General features: G+C 34.9%; 19 protein-coding genes. 11 read left to right on the top strand and 8 right to left on the bottom strand.

Annotated features, from left to right (window positions below; genetic code table 11):
* The first annotated feature begins 486 nt into the window (after window positions 1-486).
* Entirely contained in the window at window positions 487-2,691 is a 2,205-nt protein-coding gene (locus MJX77_RS15325) for a TonB-dependent siderophore receptor (protein ID WP_252059565.1), read from the top strand.
* Between the two features lie 55 nt (window positions 2,692-2,746).
* On the opposite strand, the gene MJX77_RS15320 is transcribed toward MJX77_RS15325, so the two are convergent.
* Window positions 2,747-4,165, bottom strand: a complete 1,419-nt coding sequence (locus tag MJX77_RS15320) for an aspartate ammonia-lyase (protein ID WP_252059564.1) — start codon at window positions 4,163-4,165, stop codon at window positions 2,747-2,749.
* A 413-nt stretch (window positions 4,166-4,578) separates the two neighbouring features.
* Between MJX77_RS15320 and MJX77_RS15315 the strand changes: the two genes are divergently transcribed.
* The 4 genes from MJX77_RS15315 to MJX77_RS15300 all read left to right on the top strand — a co-directional run bounded on the left by MJX77_RS15315 (window position 4,579) and on the right by MJX77_RS15300 (window position 7,670).
* Complete coding sequence (locus tag MJX77_RS15315) at window positions 4,579-4,761, top strand: hypothetical protein (RefSeq protein WP_005305057.1); 183 nt, start codon at window positions 4,579-4,581, stop codon at window positions 4,759-4,761.
* 111 nt (window positions 4,762-4,872) lie between these two features.
* Entirely contained in the window at window positions 4,873-5,094 is a 222-nt protein-coding gene (locus tag MJX77_RS15310) for a hypothetical protein (protein WP_080645707.1), read from the top strand.
* A gap of 545 nt (window positions 5,095-5,639) precedes the next feature.
* Window positions 5,640-6,533, top strand: a complete 894-nt coding sequence (locus tag MJX77_RS15305; RefSeq protein ID WP_005305060.1) for a LysR substrate-binding domain-containing protein — start codon at window positions 5,640-5,642, stop codon at window positions 6,531-6,533.
* 243 nt (window positions 6,534-6,776) lie between these two features.
* Window positions 6,777-7,670: a LysR family transcriptional regulator gene (locus MJX77_RS15300; RefSeq protein WP_003651675.1), complete on the top strand. Its 894-nt coding sequence runs from the start codon at window positions 6,777-6,779 to the stop codon at window positions 7,668-7,670.
* 46 nt (window positions 7,671-7,716) lie between these two features.
* Here MJX77_RS15300 and MJX77_RS15295 read toward each other — a convergent pair whose 3' ends face one another.
* From MJX77_RS15295 to MJX77_RS15270, 6 genes are all read right to left on the bottom strand, one after another.
* Complete coding sequence (locus MJX77_RS15295; protein WP_199987432.1) at window positions 7,717-8,889, bottom strand: thiolase family protein; 1,173 nt, start codon at window positions 8,887-8,889, stop codon at window positions 7,717-7,719.
* Between the two features lie 65 nt (window positions 8,890-8,954).
* Complete coding sequence (locus tag MJX77_RS15290; protein ID WP_252059563.1) at window positions 8,955-10,364, bottom strand: short-chain fatty acid transporter; 1,410 nt, start codon at window positions 10,362-10,364, stop codon at window positions 8,955-8,957.
* Window positions 10,365-10,479: 115 nt separating this feature from the next.
* Entirely contained in the window at window positions 10,480-11,121 is a 642-nt protein-coding gene (locus tag MJX77_RS15285) for a 3-oxoacid CoA-transferase subunit B (RefSeq protein WP_004792490.1), read from the bottom strand.
* 1 nt (window position 11,122) lies between these two features.
* Window positions 11,123-11,827 (bottom strand): CoA transferase subunit A, encoded by a 705-nt coding sequence (locus tag MJX77_RS15280; protein ID WP_252059562.1) that lies wholly within the window; start codon window positions 11,825-11,827, stop codon window positions 11,123-11,125.
* Between the two features lie 245 nt (window positions 11,828-12,072).
* A complete protein-coding gene (locus MJX77_RS15275) occupies window positions 12,073-12,954 on the bottom strand; it encodes a LysR family transcriptional regulator (RefSeq protein WP_005305071.1) in 882 nt (293 codons plus the stop codon).
* A 116-nt stretch (window positions 12,955-13,070) separates the two neighbouring features.
* On the bottom strand, window positions 13,071-13,460 hold the full coding sequence (locus MJX77_RS15270; RefSeq protein WP_252059561.1) for a hypothetical protein: 390 nt from the start codon (window positions 13,458-13,460) through the stop codon (window positions 13,071-13,073).
* Window positions 13,461-13,647: 187 nt separating this feature from the next.
* Here MJX77_RS15270 and MJX77_RS15265 point away from each other — a divergent pair, with 187 nt between their 5' ends.
* Both MJX77_RS15265 and MJX77_RS19370 read left to right on the top strand, forming a co-directional pair.
* Window positions 13,648-14,475 (top strand): RsiV family protein, encoded by an 828-nt coding sequence (locus tag MJX77_RS15265; protein WP_252059560.1) that lies wholly within the window; start codon window positions 13,648-13,650, stop codon window positions 14,473-14,475.
* An 87-nt stretch (window positions 14,476-14,562) separates the two neighbouring features.
* A complete protein-coding gene (locus tag MJX77_RS19370; protein ID WP_353619233.1) occupies window positions 14,563-14,964 on the top strand; it encodes a J517_1871 family lipoprotein in 402 nt (133 codons plus the stop codon).
* Window positions 14,965-15,502: 538 nt separating this feature from the next.
* On the opposite strand, the gene MJX77_RS15255 is transcribed toward MJX77_RS19370, so the two are convergent.
* The gene (locus MJX77_RS15255) at window positions 15,503-15,766 is read right to left on the bottom strand and encodes a hypothetical protein (RefSeq protein WP_252059559.1); all 264 of its coding nucleotides are present in this window, start codon (window positions 15,764-15,766) and stop codon (window positions 15,503-15,505) included.
* 230 nt (window positions 15,767-15,996) lie between these two features.
* Here MJX77_RS15255 and MJX77_RS15250 point away from each other — a divergent pair, with 230 nt between their 5' ends.
* The 4 genes from MJX77_RS15250 to MJX77_RS15235 all read left to right on the top strand — a co-directional run bounded on the left by MJX77_RS15250 (window position 15,997) and on the right by MJX77_RS15235 (window position 20,512).
* Complete coding sequence (locus MJX77_RS15250; protein ID WP_252059558.1) at window positions 15,997-16,440, top strand: BLUF domain-containing protein; 444 nt, start codon at window positions 15,997-15,999, stop codon at window positions 16,438-16,440.
* A 518-nt stretch (window positions 16,441-16,958) separates the two neighbouring features.
* Complete coding sequence (locus MJX77_RS15245) at window positions 16,959-18,380, top strand: GntP family permease (RefSeq protein ID WP_252059557.1); 1,422 nt, start codon at window positions 16,959-16,961, stop codon at window positions 18,378-18,380.
* A gap of 33 nt (window positions 18,381-18,413) precedes the next feature.
* Window positions 18,414-19,199: a 3-hydroxybutyrate dehydrogenase gene (locus MJX77_RS15240; RefSeq protein ID WP_252059556.1), complete on the top strand. Its 786-nt coding sequence runs from the start codon at window positions 18,414-18,416 to the stop codon at window positions 19,197-19,199.
* A gap of 326 nt (window positions 19,200-19,525) precedes the next feature.
* On the top strand, window positions 19,526-20,512 hold the full coding sequence (locus MJX77_RS15235) for an AraC family transcriptional regulator (RefSeq protein WP_252059555.1): 987 nt from the start codon (window positions 19,526-19,528) through the stop codon (window positions 20,510-20,512).
* Window positions 20,513-20,550: the final 38 nt, after the last annotated feature.

Raw genomic sequence — 20,550 nt, 5'->3', positions numbered from 1 at the left:
CAGATGTACTGAACAGGAAATAGAATGAATCTTTAGATATCACTCAATCCTGAGTACTTTCTTAGAATTCCTCTCCATTCATTTTTTATAATTTTAAATTTCCATTCTAGTGATTCTATGATCTTTTGTTCGATTTAAAGAAATTTTTACCGATAATCGAACAATTCCTTAATTTAGTGAGTTGATCAATGCACCATAAACTTTATTTAAAATCAAACATCTAATTTATTAACCATATTCGTTATTGTATTCCTCCTTGGTCTAGACCTATTTCTGAGCTTAGTTTTATTTTGACTATTTGGTAATACTTAAAAAGTTATAGTCCTAATTTCATAGAAAATAAACGATATTCATATAATGATGACGCTTTATTACACAAAATTTACTTAATCTAAAAAATATATAATTTGTTGTTTCTCTATATTTGTCACTGTATTCTTGCGTGGCTAAAAATAGGCTCAGCAGTTACTTCTAGCGCTTCAAATTATGCACGGTATGGCAGGTAGTTATTCAATGGAAAGACGTTCGTTAAATCTTCACTTCATAACATGCTCTAAAACAGCATTGGCTTCATCTATTGCACTGATGACATCTGTAGTCTACGCAAATGAAGCGGAGGTTTCGCAGCTCCCAACCATTACTGTGAACGCTACACAAAATAGTGATGCGCTATATACATCTAAAAAAGTCAATTTATCTGGTTTTCAAACAGGTGATGTAAAGAAGGTACCTGCATCTATTACCACCATTACCTCTGAGCGCATAGCAGATCAACATGCAAAAACACTGACCGATGTTATTAAAAATGATTCATCTTTAGGAGATGGCTACGCTGCTATTGGCTACTATCCAAACTTTGTAGCACGCGGTTTTGCCCTCGATTTAGGCTCTAGTTATCTCATTAACGGCCATACCATACGTGGCGAGCAAAATGTAGCTTTAGAAAATAAAGAGCAAGTTGAGATTTTAAAAGGCATTTCTGCGATTCAAAGTGGAATGTCGACACCAGGTGGTGTTGTTAACTATGTAACTAAAAGACCTGCCGATGTTAAAACTATTACGGTCGATGCAAATTCAGAAGGTGGTTATACACTAGCAACGGATGTAGGCGGCTTTTTAAATGATAATTTTGGCTATCGAATAAATTTAGCGCATGAAAGTATTCACCCAAATGTCGATCATGCAAATGGTAAGCGTGAGTTTGGTTCAGTTGCTTTAGACTGGAAAATTAATGATCGCTCTAAATTACTATTTGATATTGAAGCTCAGCATCAAAGCCAACGCTCAGTACCAGGTTATCAACTACTTGATGGGCAAGAAGTACCAACAAATGTAGATCAAGACCGTTTATTGGGGTATCAGTCTTGGAGTAAATCGGTTGTAAATAACAGTGTAAATGCAAGTTTGAAATATCAATATGCATTTAACGATCAATGGAATGGTAGCTTAAGTGCGTCTCAAAGCCGTGTTGTGATTGATGATAATAGTGCTTTTCCATGGGCCTGTTACAGTACGCCAGTTTGCGAAATTAATACTTTTGATAAAGATGGTAATTATGGTATTTATGATTTCCGTAGTCCAGATGACACACGCATTACCAACCAGTTTGCTGCTGGGTTAAATGGTCAATTAAACACTGGCACCATTCAGCATCAAATCGCTTTTGAATTACAACATACTTATAAAACTTTAAAACGCTATAATTCTAATTCAATGGAGCTGGATCCTATCGGATTAGGTAATATCTATGAAGAAACACGGGATTATGCACCAGCTCAGATTGACTTAAGAAATTACTACAAAGCCCTAGAAAGTGATCAGACTGCTTTCACCATATCTGACCGAGTTCAATTTAACGATCAATGGTCAACTTTATTGGGTGGAAAACTTATTCACCTTGATGAACAAGCTTATGATCCAGATGGACAGCAAAGCCGTGATACAGATTTAAATAAGTTCTTACCGCAATTAGCTCTCATGTATAGCCCAACTGCTACGACTAATCTTTATGCTTCATATGCCAAAGGATTATCTGATGGTGGAGAAGCTCCATGGTTTGCTAATAATGCTCTAGAAGTTTTATCACCTAAAAATTCTGAACAATATGAACTTGGTGTTAAGCAACAAATTCGAAACTTTTTGGTAACAGCAGCTATTTTTGATTTAAAACAAGACAATCAATATAGCAAAGTAAATGCAGATGGAACTTTCGATTTTATTGAACAAGGAGAACAACACAACCAAGGTATTGAGTTAGGTTTAACTGGTGCTTTAACCGATTCAGTGGACGTAAGTTCTGGTGTTACCTATACCAAATCTCATCTTGTTGATATTGAGAGTGACAGCTACAAAGGTCATCAAACTCAAAATGTGCCGAAAGTCCGTGCAACTGCGCAGTTATCTTATAAAGTACCTTCAGTTGAAGGGTTAAGATTACTCAGTGGTATGCAATACAGTAGCAGTAAATATGCAAACAAAGAGGGAACGGCAAAAGTAGGTGGTTATAGCGTCTTTAATATTGGTGCTGCCTATAAAACAAATTTTGCTGGGCATGACACGACCTTCAAATTCAATATTGATAACTTATTTAATAAGAAATATTGGCGTGATGTAGGGGCATTTATGGGTGATGACTACCTATTTTTAGGTAATCCACGTACAGCCCAATTCTCTACAACTTTCAGTTTTTAAAATATAGAACAAATAAAAAAGGAGCTTATAAAAGCTCCTTTTTTATTTTCAGGAATTAAGCCGACATTTTTGGTTTAACCATATTATTAATCGACAAGATATCATCAAGCACTTGTGCTGATAATAAGCCTTCGTTCTGAACGAGTGCTAATACACTTTGTCCAGTTTCGTTTGCAGTTTTAGCAATACGAGTTGTAGTTTCATAACCCAAATATGGGTTAAGTGCAGTCACAATACCAATTGAGTTTTCAACTAAAGCTTTACAGTGCTCAGGGTTCGCCGTAATCGTATCAATACATTTACTTTGGAACATTGCCATCGCGTTACCAAGTAAATCCATAGATTCAAATAGTTTGAATGCAATAAGTGGTTCCATTGCATTTAACTGTAATTGACCAGCTTCAGCAGCTAAAGTTACAGCCAAATCATTTGCAATAATCTGGAAGCAAGCAAGGTTCATCGCTTCAGGAATAACTGGGTTTACTTTACCTGGCATGATCGAACTACCTGGTTGACGTGCTTCTAAGTTAATTTCATTGATACCAGTACGTGGACCACTTGAAAGTAAACGCAAGTCATTGGCAATTTTTGAAAGCTTAGTTGCAGTACGTTTTAATAAACCAGATAAAAGAACAAAGTCACCCATATCTGAAGTTGCTTCGATTAAGTCAGGAGCCGACTTAATTTTCTTACCAGAAATTTTTGCAAGCGCTTGAATCGCAAGTTCACGGTAACTATATTCAGTGGTAATTCCCGTACCAATCGCCGTACCACCAAGGTTCATATAAGCTAAAACATTTGGAATAAGCGTATTAATTTGTTCAAGATCTTTTTGTAGAGTTACTGCAAAAGCACCAAACTCTTGTCCTAGTGTCATAGGCACAGCATCTTGTAACTGAGTACGACCCATTTTTAAGATGTGAGCAAACTCTTGAGATTTATTACGGAAACTTAAGATTAAATTGTTAAAAGGAAGATTTAATTCATCTAAGCTTAATAACAAACCTAAGCGAATCGCAGTAGGGTACACGTCATTTGTTGACTGTGACATGTTAATGTCGTTATTAGGATGTAGATATTGATATTGACCTTTAGAATGCCCCATATATTCTAAAGCAACATTCGCCAATACTTCATTTGCATTCATATTGGTTGAAGTACCAGCACCGCCTTGCATCATATCAATCGGGAACTGGTCGTGAAAATTACCGCGAATAAGTTGATTACAACTGTATTCAATCGCTTCAAATTTAGTTTGATCTAAGCTTTTAAGATTATAGTTCGCTTCAGCACAAGCAAGTTTTACCATTGCTAATGCTTTAATTAAATGAGGGAAATTTCCCACTTTGCTTTGTGTTAAGTTAAAGTTTTCTAGAGCACGTAATGTTTGAACTCCGTAATAATCCTTATTATTGATTTCTCTATAACCAATAAGATCCTTCTCAATACGGGTGGTAATTTCAGCGTTCATCATTAAACTTCGAATTAGTAGAGTAGATAATTCATATTAGATTTCGAAATGCTTCACTTCTAATGCATTTATCAAGTTAATTATGCATTTTTTGCATATCAGTTTTTTCCTTTTCTAAACCTAAAAATAAAAAAACTTTTTTCTTCACAAATTATATCGAAATTTTATTTTATAAATTAATAGTTTACTTTTTAGATAAATTAAAAATAAAAAGTTCGATGATGAACTAAATGAAGATGTAATTTGAAAAAGAGTGGCATGCAAAATTTTAGACTTGTTAATTTAAGTGAAATATCAACCAATTTAATCAGGGTAATTAAATCAGAAGTGTAGCTCATCTAACAAATTTATATAAAAATGTGATGCATTTCACATAAAAGACACTATAATACGAAAAAATCTTAGTTTTTAAGTTTATGTTAAAAGTCACAGCCGCATTAATCATTTTGGGTAGTTTTACATACTATGTACTTTTTCATGGTGAAGAGAAAAGTGAGTCTAAAACTTCCCGTTTACTTAAAGATGCGGAGCAATCGATTGCTTCTGCTGAAAGTTCAGTAAACAAAGCCAATAGTATTGTACCAATATCTTATAAATAGCCACGGTTATTCAGCCTAACTATTTTATATTAACCATCAAAATATTGTTTTATCTAAATTTTCTTAAAATTTTGATAAAAGACTGTATGTATAGAGACAAAATTCATGAGAATGAAGTTTATCGCCTATGATCCCAATTCTGGGGAAAAAGTAAGCTTAAAAGAGCATATCCATCACATGGATAAATACACCACTTATATCTTTTTTAGTGATGAAAAAGATAATATGGTATTCAATCCGCAGAAAAAGCAAGTTTTTGAAATTACTCAATATACAGCGAATATGATGGTTGAAATTTCAAGAAAGCTATATTATCTGATTGGTGAATATTAAAAATTTATTTCAGGTCAATCTCGGATAGATACTTTAGTAGAATAGTCAGGTTTATTTAGTTGAACTATACTGCAAATATATCTTCTGATTTGAACTAGTTGATTAGGTCAGAAAGCTTAAATCCTGAAATAATCAAATTAGCAAAATTTTAGTTTTACAGTCCGTATTCTTCCCCAAGGTGCGGACTTTTTTTTATTAAAATTAAGACATGATAAAACGATGAGGGTATTTTTGGTTTTTATTAAAGCTTAAATGGTTATTTACTTGATTTATATCAACCTTACTTTTTGATTTAAAATAATTTTTAGAATAATAATTTTATATTTGTATGAGTTGTTGCGCTAAATGAAAGTCTTTTATTCTCTTACACTCTTTTCTATGTCAGAATTATTAAATACTTACTTTTATCGTTTGGCTTTGCCATCCTTCCATCGCATTTTTGCAGGTACTCCCATGTTTTATATTTTTCATTCATTTATTCAGCTATTTATTCAGCTTCCCAAGCAGACAAATTAAGGACATAACTATAAAAAGGGAATGCAAAAATGAACTTAGAAGTACGTTGGGTAGAAGACCTTTTGACACTTGAACGAGAGCGTTCTATTTCAAAAGCAGCCGAAAAACGATTTATTAGCCAATCTGCTTTTACGCGTAGAATTCAGCAAATAGAAGAGATGATTGGAGCTGAAGTTATTATTAGAAATAATAAAAATAATATTGAGTTTACAGACATCGGCCGAATTATGCTGGTCATGTCTAAAAATATTGAGAAGCAGGTAGAAGAAACAGCCAAGCTGATTAAAAACATCAAAAATGAAACCGAATCTACGATTCGTTTCTGTGTTGTTCACTCATTAGCATCTGGTTTTTTAACGACTTTTTTAAAAAAATTCCCAACGTTTATGCGTGATTTAAAAATCGAAATTGTCGCAACGAACAGTGGTGAGGGCTTATCTCTTTTAAAAGAAGGTGCCTGCGATTTTATGATTTGTTATGCAGATCGATCTAATATTAATCGTGTTGGTGATGATATTTTAAGCGGGATCAAGATTGCTGAAACAGAGATTGTTCCTGTCTCAGCTACCGAAGCGGATCATACACCTAAGCATACGATTCAGAATAATTTCTCATTGCTTGCTTATAGTAAACACGCTTATTTGCGAAAATTGGTAGATCAGCTGATCGAAGGCAAGTTGAATTATAAAACCTTATACGAGACTGATAATGCAACGAATTTGAAAGAGCTCGTATTACAAGGTCTAGGTGTGGCATGGATTCCAAAAATTAATGTTGAGGAAGATCTTGCGAACGGAAAACTCGTCATGTTAGATCATCATGAGTATTGTCTTCCTCAAGATATTTATATTTTTAAAAATAATTTGAGTGATAACAAATCAGTCCAGCAAATCTGGAAAGGTTTTCAAATTCAGCATGACTAAATTTTAAAAAATTTATAACGATATGAGCTGTATTCACTAGATTTATATACAAAGTAACCAAATAAAGAGGCAATGCTTTTGTCTTTATGATGAAAGGTTTTATAAAGCATTGCCCATGGTCTAGATTCTTTGTTAATTTAGGCGATATATCAATAATCTAAAAACAGGTTTAGCATTCTTATCTGAGCTATACCTGTTTTAAGTCCTTTTTGAATGGATTATTTGATCCAGACGGAGACAATTTTGTTTGATCTAGATAGTAGATTACTAAATATTTTTTATCATATTTATCGGTTTAAAAGCGTTTCAATGGCTGCCGATGCTATTGGCCTTACACAACCGAGTGTTAGTAATGGACTGAACAAAATCCGTCAGCATTTTAATGATCCGCTTTTTATTCGTGTTGGAAATGAAATGATTCCAACCGAATTGGCTAAAGAAATCTTTCCACTCATTAGTGAAGTGATTGATAAAGTTGAAAGCATTAATAACTTTAGTGTGAACTTTGACCCACTTACCTCAGATCAGCTTTTTACAATTGCGATGACAGATGTGTCTCATCTGGTGTTATTACCGCAACTAACCAACTATTTAAAAGAGAAAGCACCCTTAATTCGCTTGAATATTCGGCCGATTACACCAGAAACTAGCTATCAAATGGCGAATGGTGAAATCGACCTTGCTATTGGCTTTTTACCTCAATTAGAAGAAGGCTTTTATCAACAAAAGTTTTTTAAACAGCATTACGTAGTGATTAGCTCTAAGAGCCATCCTCGTTTAGACCCAAATAATTTCACTTTAGATGATTATATGCGTGAATATCATATCGATATTGATGCAGGAATCGGGCACTACCATATTAAAAATGAGTTACAGAACAAAGGATTAGATAGAAATATTTTAATTAGATTACCGAGCTATCTTGGGGTAGGATTAGTCGTTCAAGAAACAGATGCGATCGCAACGGTGCCGTATTATTTAAGCCAAGTCTTATTGGTGAGAGAAAATTTACAGATTCTACCAGCACCTCTAGACTTCCCAACCTATGATGTTAAACAGCATTGGCATATGTCTTGCCATCATAAAAGTAGCCATAAATGGTTCCGCCAAACCTGTTATGAACTTTTTAAAGTCTAAAAAAAGGTGTAAGAAAAACTCTTACACCTTCTGCACGGTTTGACTCTTAGATTTCAATTGCGACAGCTGTAGCTTCACCACCACCAATACATAACGCAGCAACACCTTTCTTTTTACCCAGGCGTTTTAAAGCATAGATAAGAGAAAGAATAATTCTTGAGCCAGTTGCACCAATTGGGTGTCCTAAAGCACAAGCACCACCATGTACGTTGACTTTTGCTTCATCGATACCTAAATCATGAATTGGTGCCATTGCTACCATTGCAAAAGCTTCATTAATTTCCCAAGCATCTACCTCGTCAACAGACCAGCCAGCGTGCTCAAGCACTTTTTGAATTGCACTAATTGGAGCAATGGTAAATTCGCTTGGATGCTGTGAGTGAGTAGAGGTTGCAACTATTTTCGCCAAAGTATTTAAGCCATGGCTTTGAGCATATTCTTCTGTGGTAAGTACTAATGCAGCAGCACCATCAGAAATGGAGCTTGAGTTAGCAGCTGTAATTGTTCCGTCTTTACTAAAAGCTGGGCGTAATGTTGGAATCTTCTCAAGATTAGCTTTTAATGGTTGCTCATCTTGATCAATAACTTCGACACCTTTACGTGTTTTGACTTCAACAGGAACAATCTCTTCTTTGAAGTAACCTTCGGTAATGGCAGTTTGCGCTTTTTTCAAAGACGAGATCGCAAAGTTATCCATTTGCTCACGTGTAAAACCTTTGGTGTTTGCCATGTCTTGAGCAAATGAACCCATTAAACGGCCTGTTTCAGCATCTTCAAGACCATCTAAAAACATATGGTCTTTAATTTCACCGTGACCCATACGGTAACCACCGCGAGCTTTCGGCAAAATATAAGGCGCATTGGTCATAGATTCCATTCCACCTGCAACAATAATATTGGCACTACCAGCTTTTAAGGTGTCTGAAGCCATTAACACCGCTTTCATAGCAGAACCACACAGTTTATTAATGGTGACTGCACCCACATGATCTGGTACACCAGCTTTACGCATCGCCTGACGAGCAGGGCCTTGACCTATGCCTGCACTCAATACGCAACCAAAAATAACTTCATCTACTTGGTCAGGTGCAACACCTGCACGTTGAATAGATTCACGAATTACAGCTGCTCCAAGTTCTGGTGCAGTTAAAGCGGATAGGCTGCCTTGAAAACCGCCCATTGCAGTACGGCTACCTGAAACTATAACAATTGAACTCATCTTAATATCTCTTATTGATGTATTTGTTAAATTTGCCTTTAGCCGAAACTAAAAGCTCCAGTAAATTAAAAAGTGGGTGGGGTGTAGCTAAGCGTTCTTCCAAAGAACCACAATAAAAATAAAACTAATGGAAAATGCACAACAAGCTGAGTGACTGTAAAACCAATCACATCTTTTGCTTTTAGTTTTAAAATGCCTAACATTGGAAGCATAAAGAATGGATTGATTAAATTTGGTAAAGCTTCGGCTGCATTATAAATTTGTACAGACCAGCCCAAATGAACTTTCAAATCATTTGCTGCTTGCATGACATATGGCGCTTCGATAATCCATTTTCCACCGCCAGATGGTACGAAGAACCCAAGAATGGCAGAGTAAATTCCCATCACAATTGCGAAGGTTTCTTTTGAAGCAATTGAAACGAAAAATTCAGCGACATAGTGCGATAGCGATAAATCTTGACTGTTTAAAGCTTGCGTCATAATAAAAGCGATGCTTCCGTAAAGTGGGAACTGAATCAAGATTCCTGATACCGCTGGAACTGCTTTTGCAACGGCATTTAAGAAGTTTCGTGGTGTTCCATGTAACGCTAACCCAAGCATTAAGAACACAAAGTTGTATGTGTTTAAGCTTGAAATAGCAATGATTGGATTACTTTTTGAAAATTCAAAAAACATCCAAATTACACCTAAGGCCACCACAATAATCGTTAAAATAGGCGAGTTTTCTAACCAATCGCCCGGACGATTAGATTTCTCCTCATGTGGTTTGTCTTCTTCAAATTGCACATCAAAACTATCAATCGTTTTAACATTATTACCTTTTGGAGCTGACCAATACGCGATCGCAATTGAAACAATGACCAAAATAATGGTCATCGCAATTGATTGCCAAAGGAAAATCGTTTCGGTAAATGGAATAACGCCAGTCAGATTGTAAATTGATTCAGGTAAACTAGTTTTATTTGCCTGAAGCTGTGCTGCTGAAGAACTAATTCCAAGTGCCCAAGTTGCACCCATACCAATAATTGCCGCTGCTGCCGCTGCGCGGTAATCCATGTTCAGCTCTTTACGTTTCGCTAATGCGATCACTAAAAGTGCAGTAAGAATCGTACTTACTGCCCAATTGACCAGTGAAATTAACAAACTAACCGTTGCAACCAAAACAATAGCACCACGTCCAGAATTTGGAATACGAGCCATTTTTTGAATCAGAAATTTTACGGGCTTAGAAACAGAAACGACATAACCTACAATAATGAGCATCGTCATTTGCAAGGTAAAGGGAATAAGACTCCAGAAACCATTCCCAAAAGAAGTCGCGACATCGTGAATTGGCGCACCGATACCTAAAGCGGCAACTGACACGATAATGACGCCGAGTAATGCAAAAATATATGAATCAGGAAACCATTTTTCAGACCAGTCACTAATCCGAAGAGCAAATCTTTCAAAAATTCCTTGCTGTTTTTCCATAGCTGAAAAATCCTTCTCATTCTTATTTATAGACAGCACATCCGGTGCTTAAAAGGGTTAAGACTTAAGCTCACTTTGTAACTTAAGTCTTATATTTCTTACTAAAAATTTAATTTTATGCGACTAACGTTTTATAAAATTCGACGCCTGTAACAGCTTGAATCTGCTCAAGCGTGACATCTTTAGCAAGTTCAATCAGCTCTACGCCTTGTGGAGTAATGTCCATTACCCCTAGGTCAGTAATTACACGATGAACCACACCTTTACCTGTTAAAGGTAAACTACAGTTTTTCACAATTTTTGGCGTACCATCTTTGGCACAGTGTTCCATAAGCACTACAACTTTTTGGACACCAACAACCAAGTCCATTGCGCCGCCCATACCTTTAACTTTCTTACCTGGAATCATCCAGTTAGCCAAGTCACCATTTTCAGAGACTTCCATTGCGCCTAAAATGGCAATGTTGACATGGCCACCACGGATCATGGCAAAAGATTCTGAACTTGAGAAAAAAGCAGCCCCAGGGCGAGCAGTGACTGTTTGTTTACCAGCATTAATTAAATCAGCATCAACCGTTTCTTCAGTTGGAAACTCGCCGATACCTAATAAACCGTTTTCAGATTGAAGCCAAACATTAATATTTTCAGGAATATAGTTGGCAACTAGAGTAGGTAAGCCAATACCTAAATTGACATAAAAACCGTCTTCAAGTTCTTTTGCAGCACGTTGTGCCATTTCATTGCGTGACCAAGCCATTTTATACAGCCTCCGTGCTTAAAGTTTTATGCTCAATGCGTTTTTCAGATGATGCGTTAAGCACAATGCGGTTTACATAGATACCAGCTAAATGGATTTCATCCGGATCCAATTCACCAATTTCAACAACCTGTTCAACTTCTGCGATTGTAATTTTTCCAGCCATCGCACATTCAGGATTAAAATTTTGAGCAGTTTTACGGAATACTAAATTCCCCGCTTTATCTGCTTTATAGGCCTTAACAAGAGCAACATCTGCTGTTAAAGATTCTTCTAAAATGTAGTTTTTGCCATGAAAGGTACGTTCTTCTTTACCTTCGGCAATGAGTGTACCGACGCCAGTCTGAGTATAAAATGCTGGAATTCCTGCACCACCAGCACGTAACTTTTCAGCTAAAGTGCCTTGTGGGGTAAGTTCTACATCAAGTTCACCATTTAAATATTGGCGCTCAAACTCTTTGTTTTCACCAACATATGAAGAAATCATTTTTTTGATCTGTTTGGTTTGAAGTAAAATACCTAAACCAAAATCATCTACGCCTGCATTATTCGAAATACAAGTAAGACCACTCACACCACTTTGTTTAACTGCAACAATCAGTTTTTCAGGAATTCCGCATAAACCAAAACCGCCAACGGCAAGTGTTTGATTATCTGCAATAACGTCTTTCAGTGCTGCCTCTGCATTGGCATAAACTTTATTCATTCTATTGTTATCCTATATCCCTTAGTAATCTTAGTTTTAGCATCTCAATTCGTGTTATAGAAGTTAATTTTTTTAAATGATTAATAAGTATAATCAATGAATACTATCAAATTACCTACAAAAGATCAGACGAACATAAAGCAAAATACTTTAAAAATTCATCTCATGGCATTGAAAATTATAATAATTAATAAATTTGGCTTAAGCGTATGCTTAGCTCATCCTAAAATGCAGTCTTTAATTTTTTAAAATTTATATTGCACTAAAGCCTCAATAAATTGAGTCGAAATATTTGAAATTTCAAAGTTCTTTTTATAAACAATTCCTACAGTCTTATGAATAGATTCATCCTTTAATTCAATCAACACGTTATGTTCTTTATCAATGTGTTTAGCGAAGTGCCTTGGAATCGCACTTACTCCAATTCCATAAGCCACAAAACTTGAAAGTGATGAAATTTGATGACATTCGACTTTCAAATCGAGCGTTATATTATTTCGCAAACAATTTTGCTCAACTAAATATCGAACAATTGAAGGTTTTTGTAAGGTCACGAATGGATTTGAACAAAGCTCATGCCATGTAATAGAAGATGATTGAGCAAGTGGATGAGTCTTAGGTAATAAAGCTAAGAAATCTTCTTCAAACAGAGGCTTGAATTCTAAGCCCTCTGTGAGATCAGGTTCAAAGCAGATACCAAGCTCGAAAATACCATCTTGTACTTTTTCTATAATAGTTTCATTTGGAATATCTTGAATTGAAAAGTTCAGGTTGGGGTGAAGTTCTAAAAATTGATGAATTACTTCAGGCAAAATTGCATGAGTCACAAAGGGCATTGAGGCAATACTTAATGTTCCACGATTGAGCTTAAAACGTTGTTTGACATCGTTTTCCATTTCATCCCAATTGGCGAGTAATTTTTTAGCATAGGGAATCAGGGATTTACCTTCTTGGGTAAGCTCAACGCGACGTGTGTTACGGTTAAACAATTTACCGCCTAACTCTTCTTCTAAACTCTTGATGGTGAGACTTAAAGCAGACTGGCTTAGATGTAGCTCTAAAGATGCATTGGCATAGTTGAGGGTACGTGCAAGAGCTAAAAAAGCTTTTAATTGTTTAAGCGTCATTTCATTCCTTTAGATTACTCAGCTCATCTAGAAGGGTAATTTATACGAAAATTTGTCTAATATGATGTTTTTTGACAAAAAATTATGAAAAAGAAAGTAGAGAACAGTGTGCTGAACTACTTGAGTAAATTTTCCCAGCAGAATTCATCAGTGTTGTTTGCAAAATATAGAGCCATTCCAACCACATGGAAAAATAAATAACCTAGCCAAATTGCTTGAGGGGCAACTTTTAAGCCTTCTAATAAAATAGTTGTTGAATAAATTGCTACTAAAAAAGTGAATAAGATGATGTATGTAATACTCGCTACAAACTTATATTTTGGTGCTAATTGAGGAACTTTATAACCAATCAAAATTTGCATACCGCAATTTATGATCAGTGCAATTATAGCTACAAGTATTTGTGGTGCATTTAAAAATTCTAAAGAAAGCTGTTCGATGATGAAAATGATTTGCCATATTACAAACATACCTAAAGGGTATAATATAAATTTAATCCATATCATATTTTGTTTTCTTATCAAGATTTTACATTGATATTCTATTGAAAAAACCTGATTAAATAAATGCTGTTTATCAAAAAAACTATATCTCAATATAAAGACAGCATTAATTCAATTAAAATATTTGTGAATTTTAAATTCTTAAAAACTTAATTTAAAAGATAAATGAAATTGTGTAAGGGTAAAATTAATGAATAAAACTATGCTTGGCTTAATAGTAATACCACTTATATTAAGTGGCTGTGTGAAAAAAACTGAGGAAAAACCTGTAGAAAAGGCAGAAAAAACTTCCAATATAAAAGCGAATGAAAACTCTCAAAAAGAAGGAAATCAAATTCCTGCAATGATCGCGAGTAGTTTTCTTGTGAAATTTGAACAACCCAAAATTTGCGGACCTAATCCAGATGTTGAGGGTGTCGTGTGTACTTCTAAAGAAGCTATTGCACTTAAAAGTAATATTGGCTGGATTGATCAAGTAATTGATAAAGAAATCCGTAAAGATTATGCAGATGCACTTACTCCTGCATCAGAACAGCAAAAGCAGTTAAATCAAACACAAGCTGAGGGGCTTAATAACTGGTCAGATAGTGTGGTTTATCGCTTTAATGGACAGTTTGGTCAATATGTTCAAATTTCAAAAGTTAGCTCTGAATATTCTGGCGGAGCACATGGTATATCAACTTTTGAAGATTATATTTTTGACTTAAAAAGCAAAAAGCGCATTGGATTAAAAGATATTGTAGTCAATGGAAAAATGAATGCGCTTAAAGATGCTTTATGGAAACAGTACGAATATTGGTGCCAAGAAAATGATATGGAACCTTCTATTAACAAAGAAGACTTTAAAGTAAGTGATAATTTCTATATCAATCAATCGGGTGGAGTGACCTTTGATTTTCAGCTTTACGAATTGGCTCCATATGCTGCAGGTCCTGTGAGTTTAGAGCTATACGATACAGATCAACTGATAAAATCAGATTTTTTACCGCCAATGCCTACTTTAAAAACTGAAATGTAAGATTAACAAATTACTTAAACCACCTTCGGGTGGTTTTTTATTTTCTGAACTGTTAAATTTTACTCATAACGAAAATGGATAATTATCATGCAAAAGATAATTGCATTAAGCTTAATTTTTTTATTAAGTGGGTGTGTAAGCTCAAATACTCAAATGAATAATAATAATTTTAGCGAAGTGCAGCCTTCAACACCTTCAGTATCAGGTATATGGACGATTTCAATCGGCCCAAGCATATCAACCATAAAACTTGATTCGGATGGCAATGGAGTACTTTGTGATGATACGAGTGGGCATGTTATATTCAACAAAGTTAAATATGCAAATAATATGATTTACATTCAAAATGGTATGGCTCTAGAAGTGAAGCTTCTAAACAAAGATATACTCGAATCTAGAATAACATTAAGTGCTTCCACTTCAAATATGGTCTACAAAGCTGATAATGATTTAAAGGCAGCTTCATTAAAGTGTGCTAAAGAAGTATAGACAATGACCTTCATAAACCTGAAATGGTTTTTTATTCCCTTGAGAAAAATAAAGTTGGCATAAGGATCCTGTCCGGCCATTGTTGTTGATCCTTAAGTTGTATTGCCATTAAAAGATCTAGAAAAGGTAATTAAGTCTTACAAACAGCTTTTGTAATAAATTGTGGTAGATTCTTAACAGTTAAGGTTTTGATAGTATTTTCATGTACCATTGCGGCATTAAAAAAATAAAATCTCAAAGGTAAAATGAAATGAATAAGATAACCCTAATTTTGCTAGTCGCTCTTCTTTTTTGTATTTTAGCTAACTATGAAAGTTTCAACTTATTAAAACCTCAAGAAACTGCCAGCAGTGAAATTAACAAAACTCTTCCTAAAAACTAATCCACCTAATTAGTGGTTTTTTTATAACTGAACAAAATCAACAAATTCATTGCTAAGAACAATTTCTATATGATTGGCTTGCTAATCGAGTGGTGATCTAAATACTTTGAAGAATTAACCTTTTCTTAGCTTCCATGGTATGCGTATAGATATATGTTATGACGGCCTGACTTTAGTTTTCTTTGTCAAAATCTTGATAATTTTAAAAACTTGATTATCTAGCTTTATCTTTTGATGAACAGTTGCATTGTCGAGCTGATCCCATAACTCAAATGGGAAAAACTCTGAACTATGATCAAATATCCATAACCATTGATAACTATTGTTAAGTGTATTTACATCAAAACGTACATCCTGAACTTTGACAATCTTAAGTTGTTTATGATGTTCGTCCTGAAGAATAATTTCATGGTTCTCCATTAGACATCCACAAATTAAAAACAATTTTTAATTCTACTTAAATTAATATTTTCTGGTTAGCTTGTTAAGTTGGTATTAATTTACAAAAGATTTCTGGTTGTTAAAGTTTGTCATTTTCAAAATGATAATAATCTTTACTCTTTAAATACAAGGTTTTAAATAGGTCAGGTTGTAAGCGTGTATGGTAGATGTCAGAATGCCGAACTGACATCTATCTTCGAGTTATCGCTATGAGTTTAATAGGGTTTATGTATGTAAGTAAAACCAATAGTGAACATAGTCAAGTAAAACAAGATTTAATTGATATCCTCACAGAAGCAGTCAAATTCAACTCTTATAATGATATTACGGGAGTACTTTATTATGGTAATGGGTATTTCTTGCAGTATTTAGAGGGCGAGAAAGAACAAGTTGAATCGCTATTTTATAATTCAATTTTAAAAGATTCGCGACATCAGAACTGCGAAATCATCTTTTCGGAACCATCCGAGCAGCGGTTATTTAAGCATTGGAGTATGAAATTTGCTCCTATAAATACGAAAATAAAAGATTTCTTTTTTCATCATCATATCGATGAATTTAACCCGTATTTGCTTAACACTACATCAATTCCATCTTTTATTGAATTGCTTGTAGATCAACCAAATCTTAAAGCTGATCAATATCAGATTTAATCAACGATAGGATATGGATTAGAATAGTTTTTTCTACTTAAATAGCCCTTTGAAGAGGGCTTTTTAAGTTCAATTGTGTTAGTTCTTTAGACCCCTCAGCGCACTTAGACGTGTAATTCATATAAAAGATTTTTCTAATATAATTTTTATAAAAAATTATATTGAAGAAATTTATCAAATTAATTTAAAAAATATATTATTTAATTGTGTTTATTAAATAATATAAAGATATTAATTTGATTTACTCAATAATTAATAAGTTTTATTAAAAAATAAAAGCTTTAAAATGGTGGTATTTTACCAATTAAAGAATATAAACCATTGTATTTTCTTGATATTTTAAAATTTAAATAAATTGCATTGTTTTTAAATATTTTAGTGATATTTTATTTTTAAGCTCATTTACCTATTACCAAATATGGATATTGTGATTTTTATCATTTTAGGTTTGGGATAACCTAAATATCTTTTGGTAATTTTATTGAACCTAATATTTATTCTTTAGGGAGAAAGAATATATGTGGGAATTATTTGTAATTCTACTTTCGCTTGGGCTGTTAATGTATACAGCTTACAAGGGCTTTTCAGTCATTCTCATGGCACCAATTTGTGCCTTACTTGCAGTTTTACTGATTAACCCAGCCAATGTTTTACCGTTTTATTCGGGTGTCTTTATGCCCAAAATGGTCAACTTTATTAAAGATTACTTTCTTGTGTTTTTGCTCGGGGCAATTTTCGGTAAAGTCGTTGAAATGTCAGGAATTGCTGAGTCTATTGCACGAACCATTGTGAGATGGATTGGAGCAAAAAAAGCAATTTTAACCGTTGTATTGTTAGGTGCAATTTTAACATATAGTGGTGTGAGTCTTTTTGTTGCTGTATTTGCCATTTATCCTTTTGCAAACCAGCTTTTTAGACAAGCCAATATTCCAAAACGTTTAATTCCGGGAACCATCGCACTGGGTGCATTTACATTTACCATGGATGCATTGCCGGGTACCCCACAAATTCAAAACGTAATTCCAACTACATTCTTTGGCACCAATATTTATGCTGCACCATTTCTAGGAATTATTGGCGCTATTTTTGTTTTGTGTATGGGGTTGAGCTACTTAGAATGGCGTCGTCGCGCTGCTGCAAAAACTGGTGAAGGCTTCTCTGGGTTTGGTACAGACAATACACCATCTCAAGAAATTGAAGCCGAAATGACTCTGCAAAATAATGGAAGTACGGCACGTCAGTTTTTAGCGTTTGTACCCCTTATTCTTGTTGCAGTAATGAACAAATATTTGTCTAAAGCAATTAAAGAGTGGTATCCAAATGGCTTTGATTTTGCCACTGTCGGTTTAGCTGACTACACTGTCGATGTTGCAAAAACTGGTGCGATCTGGGCGGTTGGTCTTGCGCTCATTGTCGGGATTATTTCTGCAATTTTGTTTGATTATCAACGTGTCGTGACAAATTTTAAAGAGGGCATTAATGCCAGTATTGGCGGCTCACTTTTAGCAGTGATGAATACGGCTTCTGAGTATGGCTTTGGTGCAATTATTGCGTCATTACCGGGCTTTGCCATGATTAGTCATGCAATGAGTAGTACCTTCACAAATCCTTTAGTGAATGGGGCGGTGACCACAACCGTTTTAGCAGGTATTACCGGTTCAGCTTCTGGTGGTATGAGTATCGCTTTAAGTGCGATGGCTGAACACTATAACGCTGCGATTTTAGCTGCTGGTATTCCACCAGAAGTCATGCACCGTGTGGTTGCAATGGCATCGGGTGGTATGGATACGCTTCCGCATAATGGTGCTGTCATTACTTTACTCGCTGTTACAGGTTTAACCCATAAACAATCGTATAAAGATATTTTTGCAGTCACAGTAATTAAGACATTAGCGGTATTTGTGGTGATTACGGTCTTTACCGTAACCGGTATTGTTTAAATCAGCACGTTATAAGTATTGAGGAGTAAATAAATGACAAAACTTTTAGACGGTAAGGTCGCTTTTATTACAGGTTCTGCTAGTGGTATCGGTCTAGAGATTGCTAAGAAATTTGCTCAAGAAGGTGCTAAAGTTGTCATTTCTGATATGAATGCCGAAAAGTGCCAAGAAACGGCGAACTCACTTAAAGAGCAAGGTTTTGATGCACTATCTGCACCATGTGATGTAACTGATGAAGATGCTTATAAACAAGCCATTGAGCTGACTCAAAAGACCTTTGGTACAGTTGATATCTTAATTAACAATGCTGGCTTTCAACATGTTGCGCCTATTGAAGAGTTTCCAACGGCTGTTTTTCAAAAGCTAGTTCAGGTCATGTTAACAGGGGCATTTATTGGTATTAAACATGTTTTTCCAATCATGAAAGCTCAAAAATATGGTCGTATTATTAATATGGCTTCAATTAATGGCTTGATTGGTTTTGCTGGAAAGGCAGGTTATAACAGCGCGAAACATGGTTTAATTGGCCTAACAAAAGTTGCGGCATTGGAATGTGCACGTGATGGTATTACGGTAAATGCTCTATGTCCGGGTTATGTAGATACACCATTGGTTCGTGGGCAAATTGCAGATTTGGCTAAAACCCGTAATGTAAGTTTAGACAGTGCGCTTGAAGATGTCATTTTGGCAATGGTTCCTCAAAAACGTTTGTTGTCTGTTGAAGAAATTGCTGACTATGCAATTTTCCTTGCGAGTAGCAAAGCAGGTGGGGTAACAGGCCAAGCTGTCGTGATGGATGGTGGTTACACCGCTCAATAATTTAAGTATTTTATAAAAGCCGCTTATTTTAAATGGGCGGTTTTTTATTCGTTAAAATTTACGATAGTCTACTATGCGAAATAATGATTTATCTCTACTCTAGTTGCTTATAAAAAATCTAATAAAATAAGTTTGTTAAAGTATGAAATTATACTTTAAAGGTATTTAACTTATTTCCATTTTTAAAATCTAATAGAGTATGAGAAAGTAATCTTTACTCTCTTTCTTGATTCGATATTTTTCAGGAAAACTCGTCAATTAAAGGATATTAATTGGCATACAAGTTGCTTTTTAAGCAATAAGTTATTTAGCTAGGTGAAAAGGATATGAAATCACTCAGCCAACAGACGGAACTCAATCATTATTCACGCAAAGCTGAATTTGCGCAGAATTTGATGTCCACAATTTGTGGGGAACACCGTCTAGATACAATTTACAAAGATACTCTCGATTTTCACTATGACGGAATGCGTTTGCCTAATAAAAAAATGGCAATCGGTACAATCAGTTATGGTGCAAACGTTGCCATTAACATCTCAAATTTAAAAGCGTATAGCATTAGCTTACCTATACAAGGGCGACAAGCCCTCAACATTCGTGGTGCTCATTATCAATCTGATGAAAACAGGGGCCTTATTGTTTCAAACAACGATCAGCAAGATTTGATTATCGATAAAGATTGCAGAAAATTTCAGGTGGTTATTCCTGAACGAAGTATGCAGATTGTCCTTGCGGATCTAATGAATAAACCTATAGAAGCTCCCATTATTTTTAATCCTGAAATGCATTTAGACTCTGAGCAACTTATTGGTGCATGGTGGAAGAACATTCAAAATTTTGTACAGTTAAAATCGCAATATAGCAATTTTTATGGTTTGCAGATGTTGTCTGAAGACTATGAAAATTTTGTAATTAAAGCGTTATTGTTGTCTCAAGAAAATAACTACTCTGAAGCCTTAAAGTTACTCTCACATCAGGATGAGCCAGCGTATATTCGTAAGGTTCGTAATTTTATTATTGAACATGCGCACGAAGAAATCTGTGCAGAAGACCTACAACGTCTGGCTGGGGTTTCAAAATCAAAATTGTATGATGAATTTCAACAGTACTACGGCACCAGCCCAATGTCGTACTTGAAGAAATATCGTCTCCAACAAATTTATAAAATCCTGAGCACCACAGGAGCAGATAGAAAAGTTTCTATTTCAAAGCTTGCTTATGACTGGGGCTTTAACCATTTAAGTCGTTTTTCTCAAGAATATCGTGAAGAGTTTGGAGAAAATCCAAGTGAGACCAAAGGCAAAATTTTCTGATATTTAACTTTCGCAATAAAAAACTGATTTAGGCAACT

It is taken from the genome of Acinetobacter sp. AHP123 (assembly GCF_023757925.1).
GTDB lineage: Bacteria > Pseudomonadota > Gammaproteobacteria > Pseudomonadales > Moraxellaceae > Acinetobacter > Acinetobacter oleivorans.
This window is presented reverse-complemented; position numbering and strand designations above follow the sequence as displayed.

Bases quoted from the DNA above. Each gene is read 5' to 3' on its own strand.
- MJX77_RS15285 (WP_004792490.1), bottom strand. From the start codon at position 11,121: ATGGCTTGGTCACGCAATGAAATGGCACAACGTGCTGCAAAAGAACTT.
- MJX77_RS15275 (WP_005305071.1), bottom strand. From the start codon at position 12,954: ATGACGCTTAAACAATTAAAAGCTTTTTTAGCTCTTGCACGTACCCTC.
- MJX77_RS15295 (WP_199987432.1), bottom strand. From the start codon at position 8,889: ATGAGTTCAATTGTTATAGTTTCAGGTAGCCGTACTGCAATGGGCGGT.
- MJX77_RS15280 (WP_252059562.1), bottom strand. From the start codon at position 11,827: ATGAATAAAGTTTATGCCAATGCAGAGGCAGCACTGAAAGACGTTATT.
- MJX77_RS15315 (WP_005305057.1), top strand. From the start codon at position 4,579: ATGTTAAAAGTCACAGCCGCATTAATCATTTTGGGTAGTTTTACATAC.
- MJX77_RS15290 (WP_252059563.1), bottom strand. From the start codon at position 10,364: ATGGAAAAACAGCAAGGAATTTTTGAAAGATTTGCTCTTCGGATTAGT.
- MJX77_RS15270 (WP_252059561.1), bottom strand. From the start codon at position 13,460: ATGATATGGATTAAATTTATATTATACCCTTTAGGTATGTTTGTAATA.
- MJX77_RS15240 (WP_252059556.1), top strand. From the start codon at position 18,414: ATGACAAAACTTTTAGACGGTAAGGTCGCTTTTATTACAGGTTCTGCT.
- MJX77_RS15320 (WP_252059564.1), bottom strand. From the start codon at position 4,165: ATGATGAACGCTGAAATTACCACCCGTATTGAGAAGGATCTTATTGGT.
- MJX77_RS15245 (WP_252059557.1), top strand. From the start codon at position 16,959: ATGTGGGAATTATTTGTAATTCTACTTTCGCTTGGGCTGTTAATGTAT.
- MJX77_RS15310 (WP_080645707.1), top strand. From the start codon at position 4,873: ATGAAGTTTATCGCCTATGATCCCAATTCTGGGGAAAAAGTAAGCTTA.
- MJX77_RS19370 (WP_353619233.1), top strand. From the start codon at position 14,563: ATGCAAAAGATAATTGCATTAAGCTTAATTTTTTTATTAAGTGGGTGT.
- MJX77_RS15235 (WP_252059555.1), top strand. From the start codon at position 19,526: ATGAAATCACTCAGCCAACAGACGGAACTCAATCATTATTCACGCAAA.
- MJX77_RS15265 (WP_252059560.1), top strand. From the start codon at position 13,648: ATGAATAAAACTATGCTTGGCTTAATAGTAATACCACTTATATTAAGT.
- MJX77_RS15305 (WP_005305060.1), top strand. From the start codon at position 5,640: ATGAACTTAGAAGTACGTTGGGTAGAAGACCTTTTGACACTTGAACGA.
- MJX77_RS15325 (WP_252059565.1), top strand. From the start codon at position 487: ATGCACGGTATGGCAGGTAGTTATTCAATGGAAAGACGTTCGTTAAAT.
- MJX77_RS15250 (WP_252059558.1), top strand. From the start codon at position 15,997: ATGAGTTTAATAGGGTTTATGTATGTAAGTAAAACCAATAGTGAACAT.
- MJX77_RS15255 (WP_252059559.1), bottom strand. From the start codon at position 15,766: ATGGAGAACCATGAAATTATTCTTCAGGACGAACATCATAAACAACTT.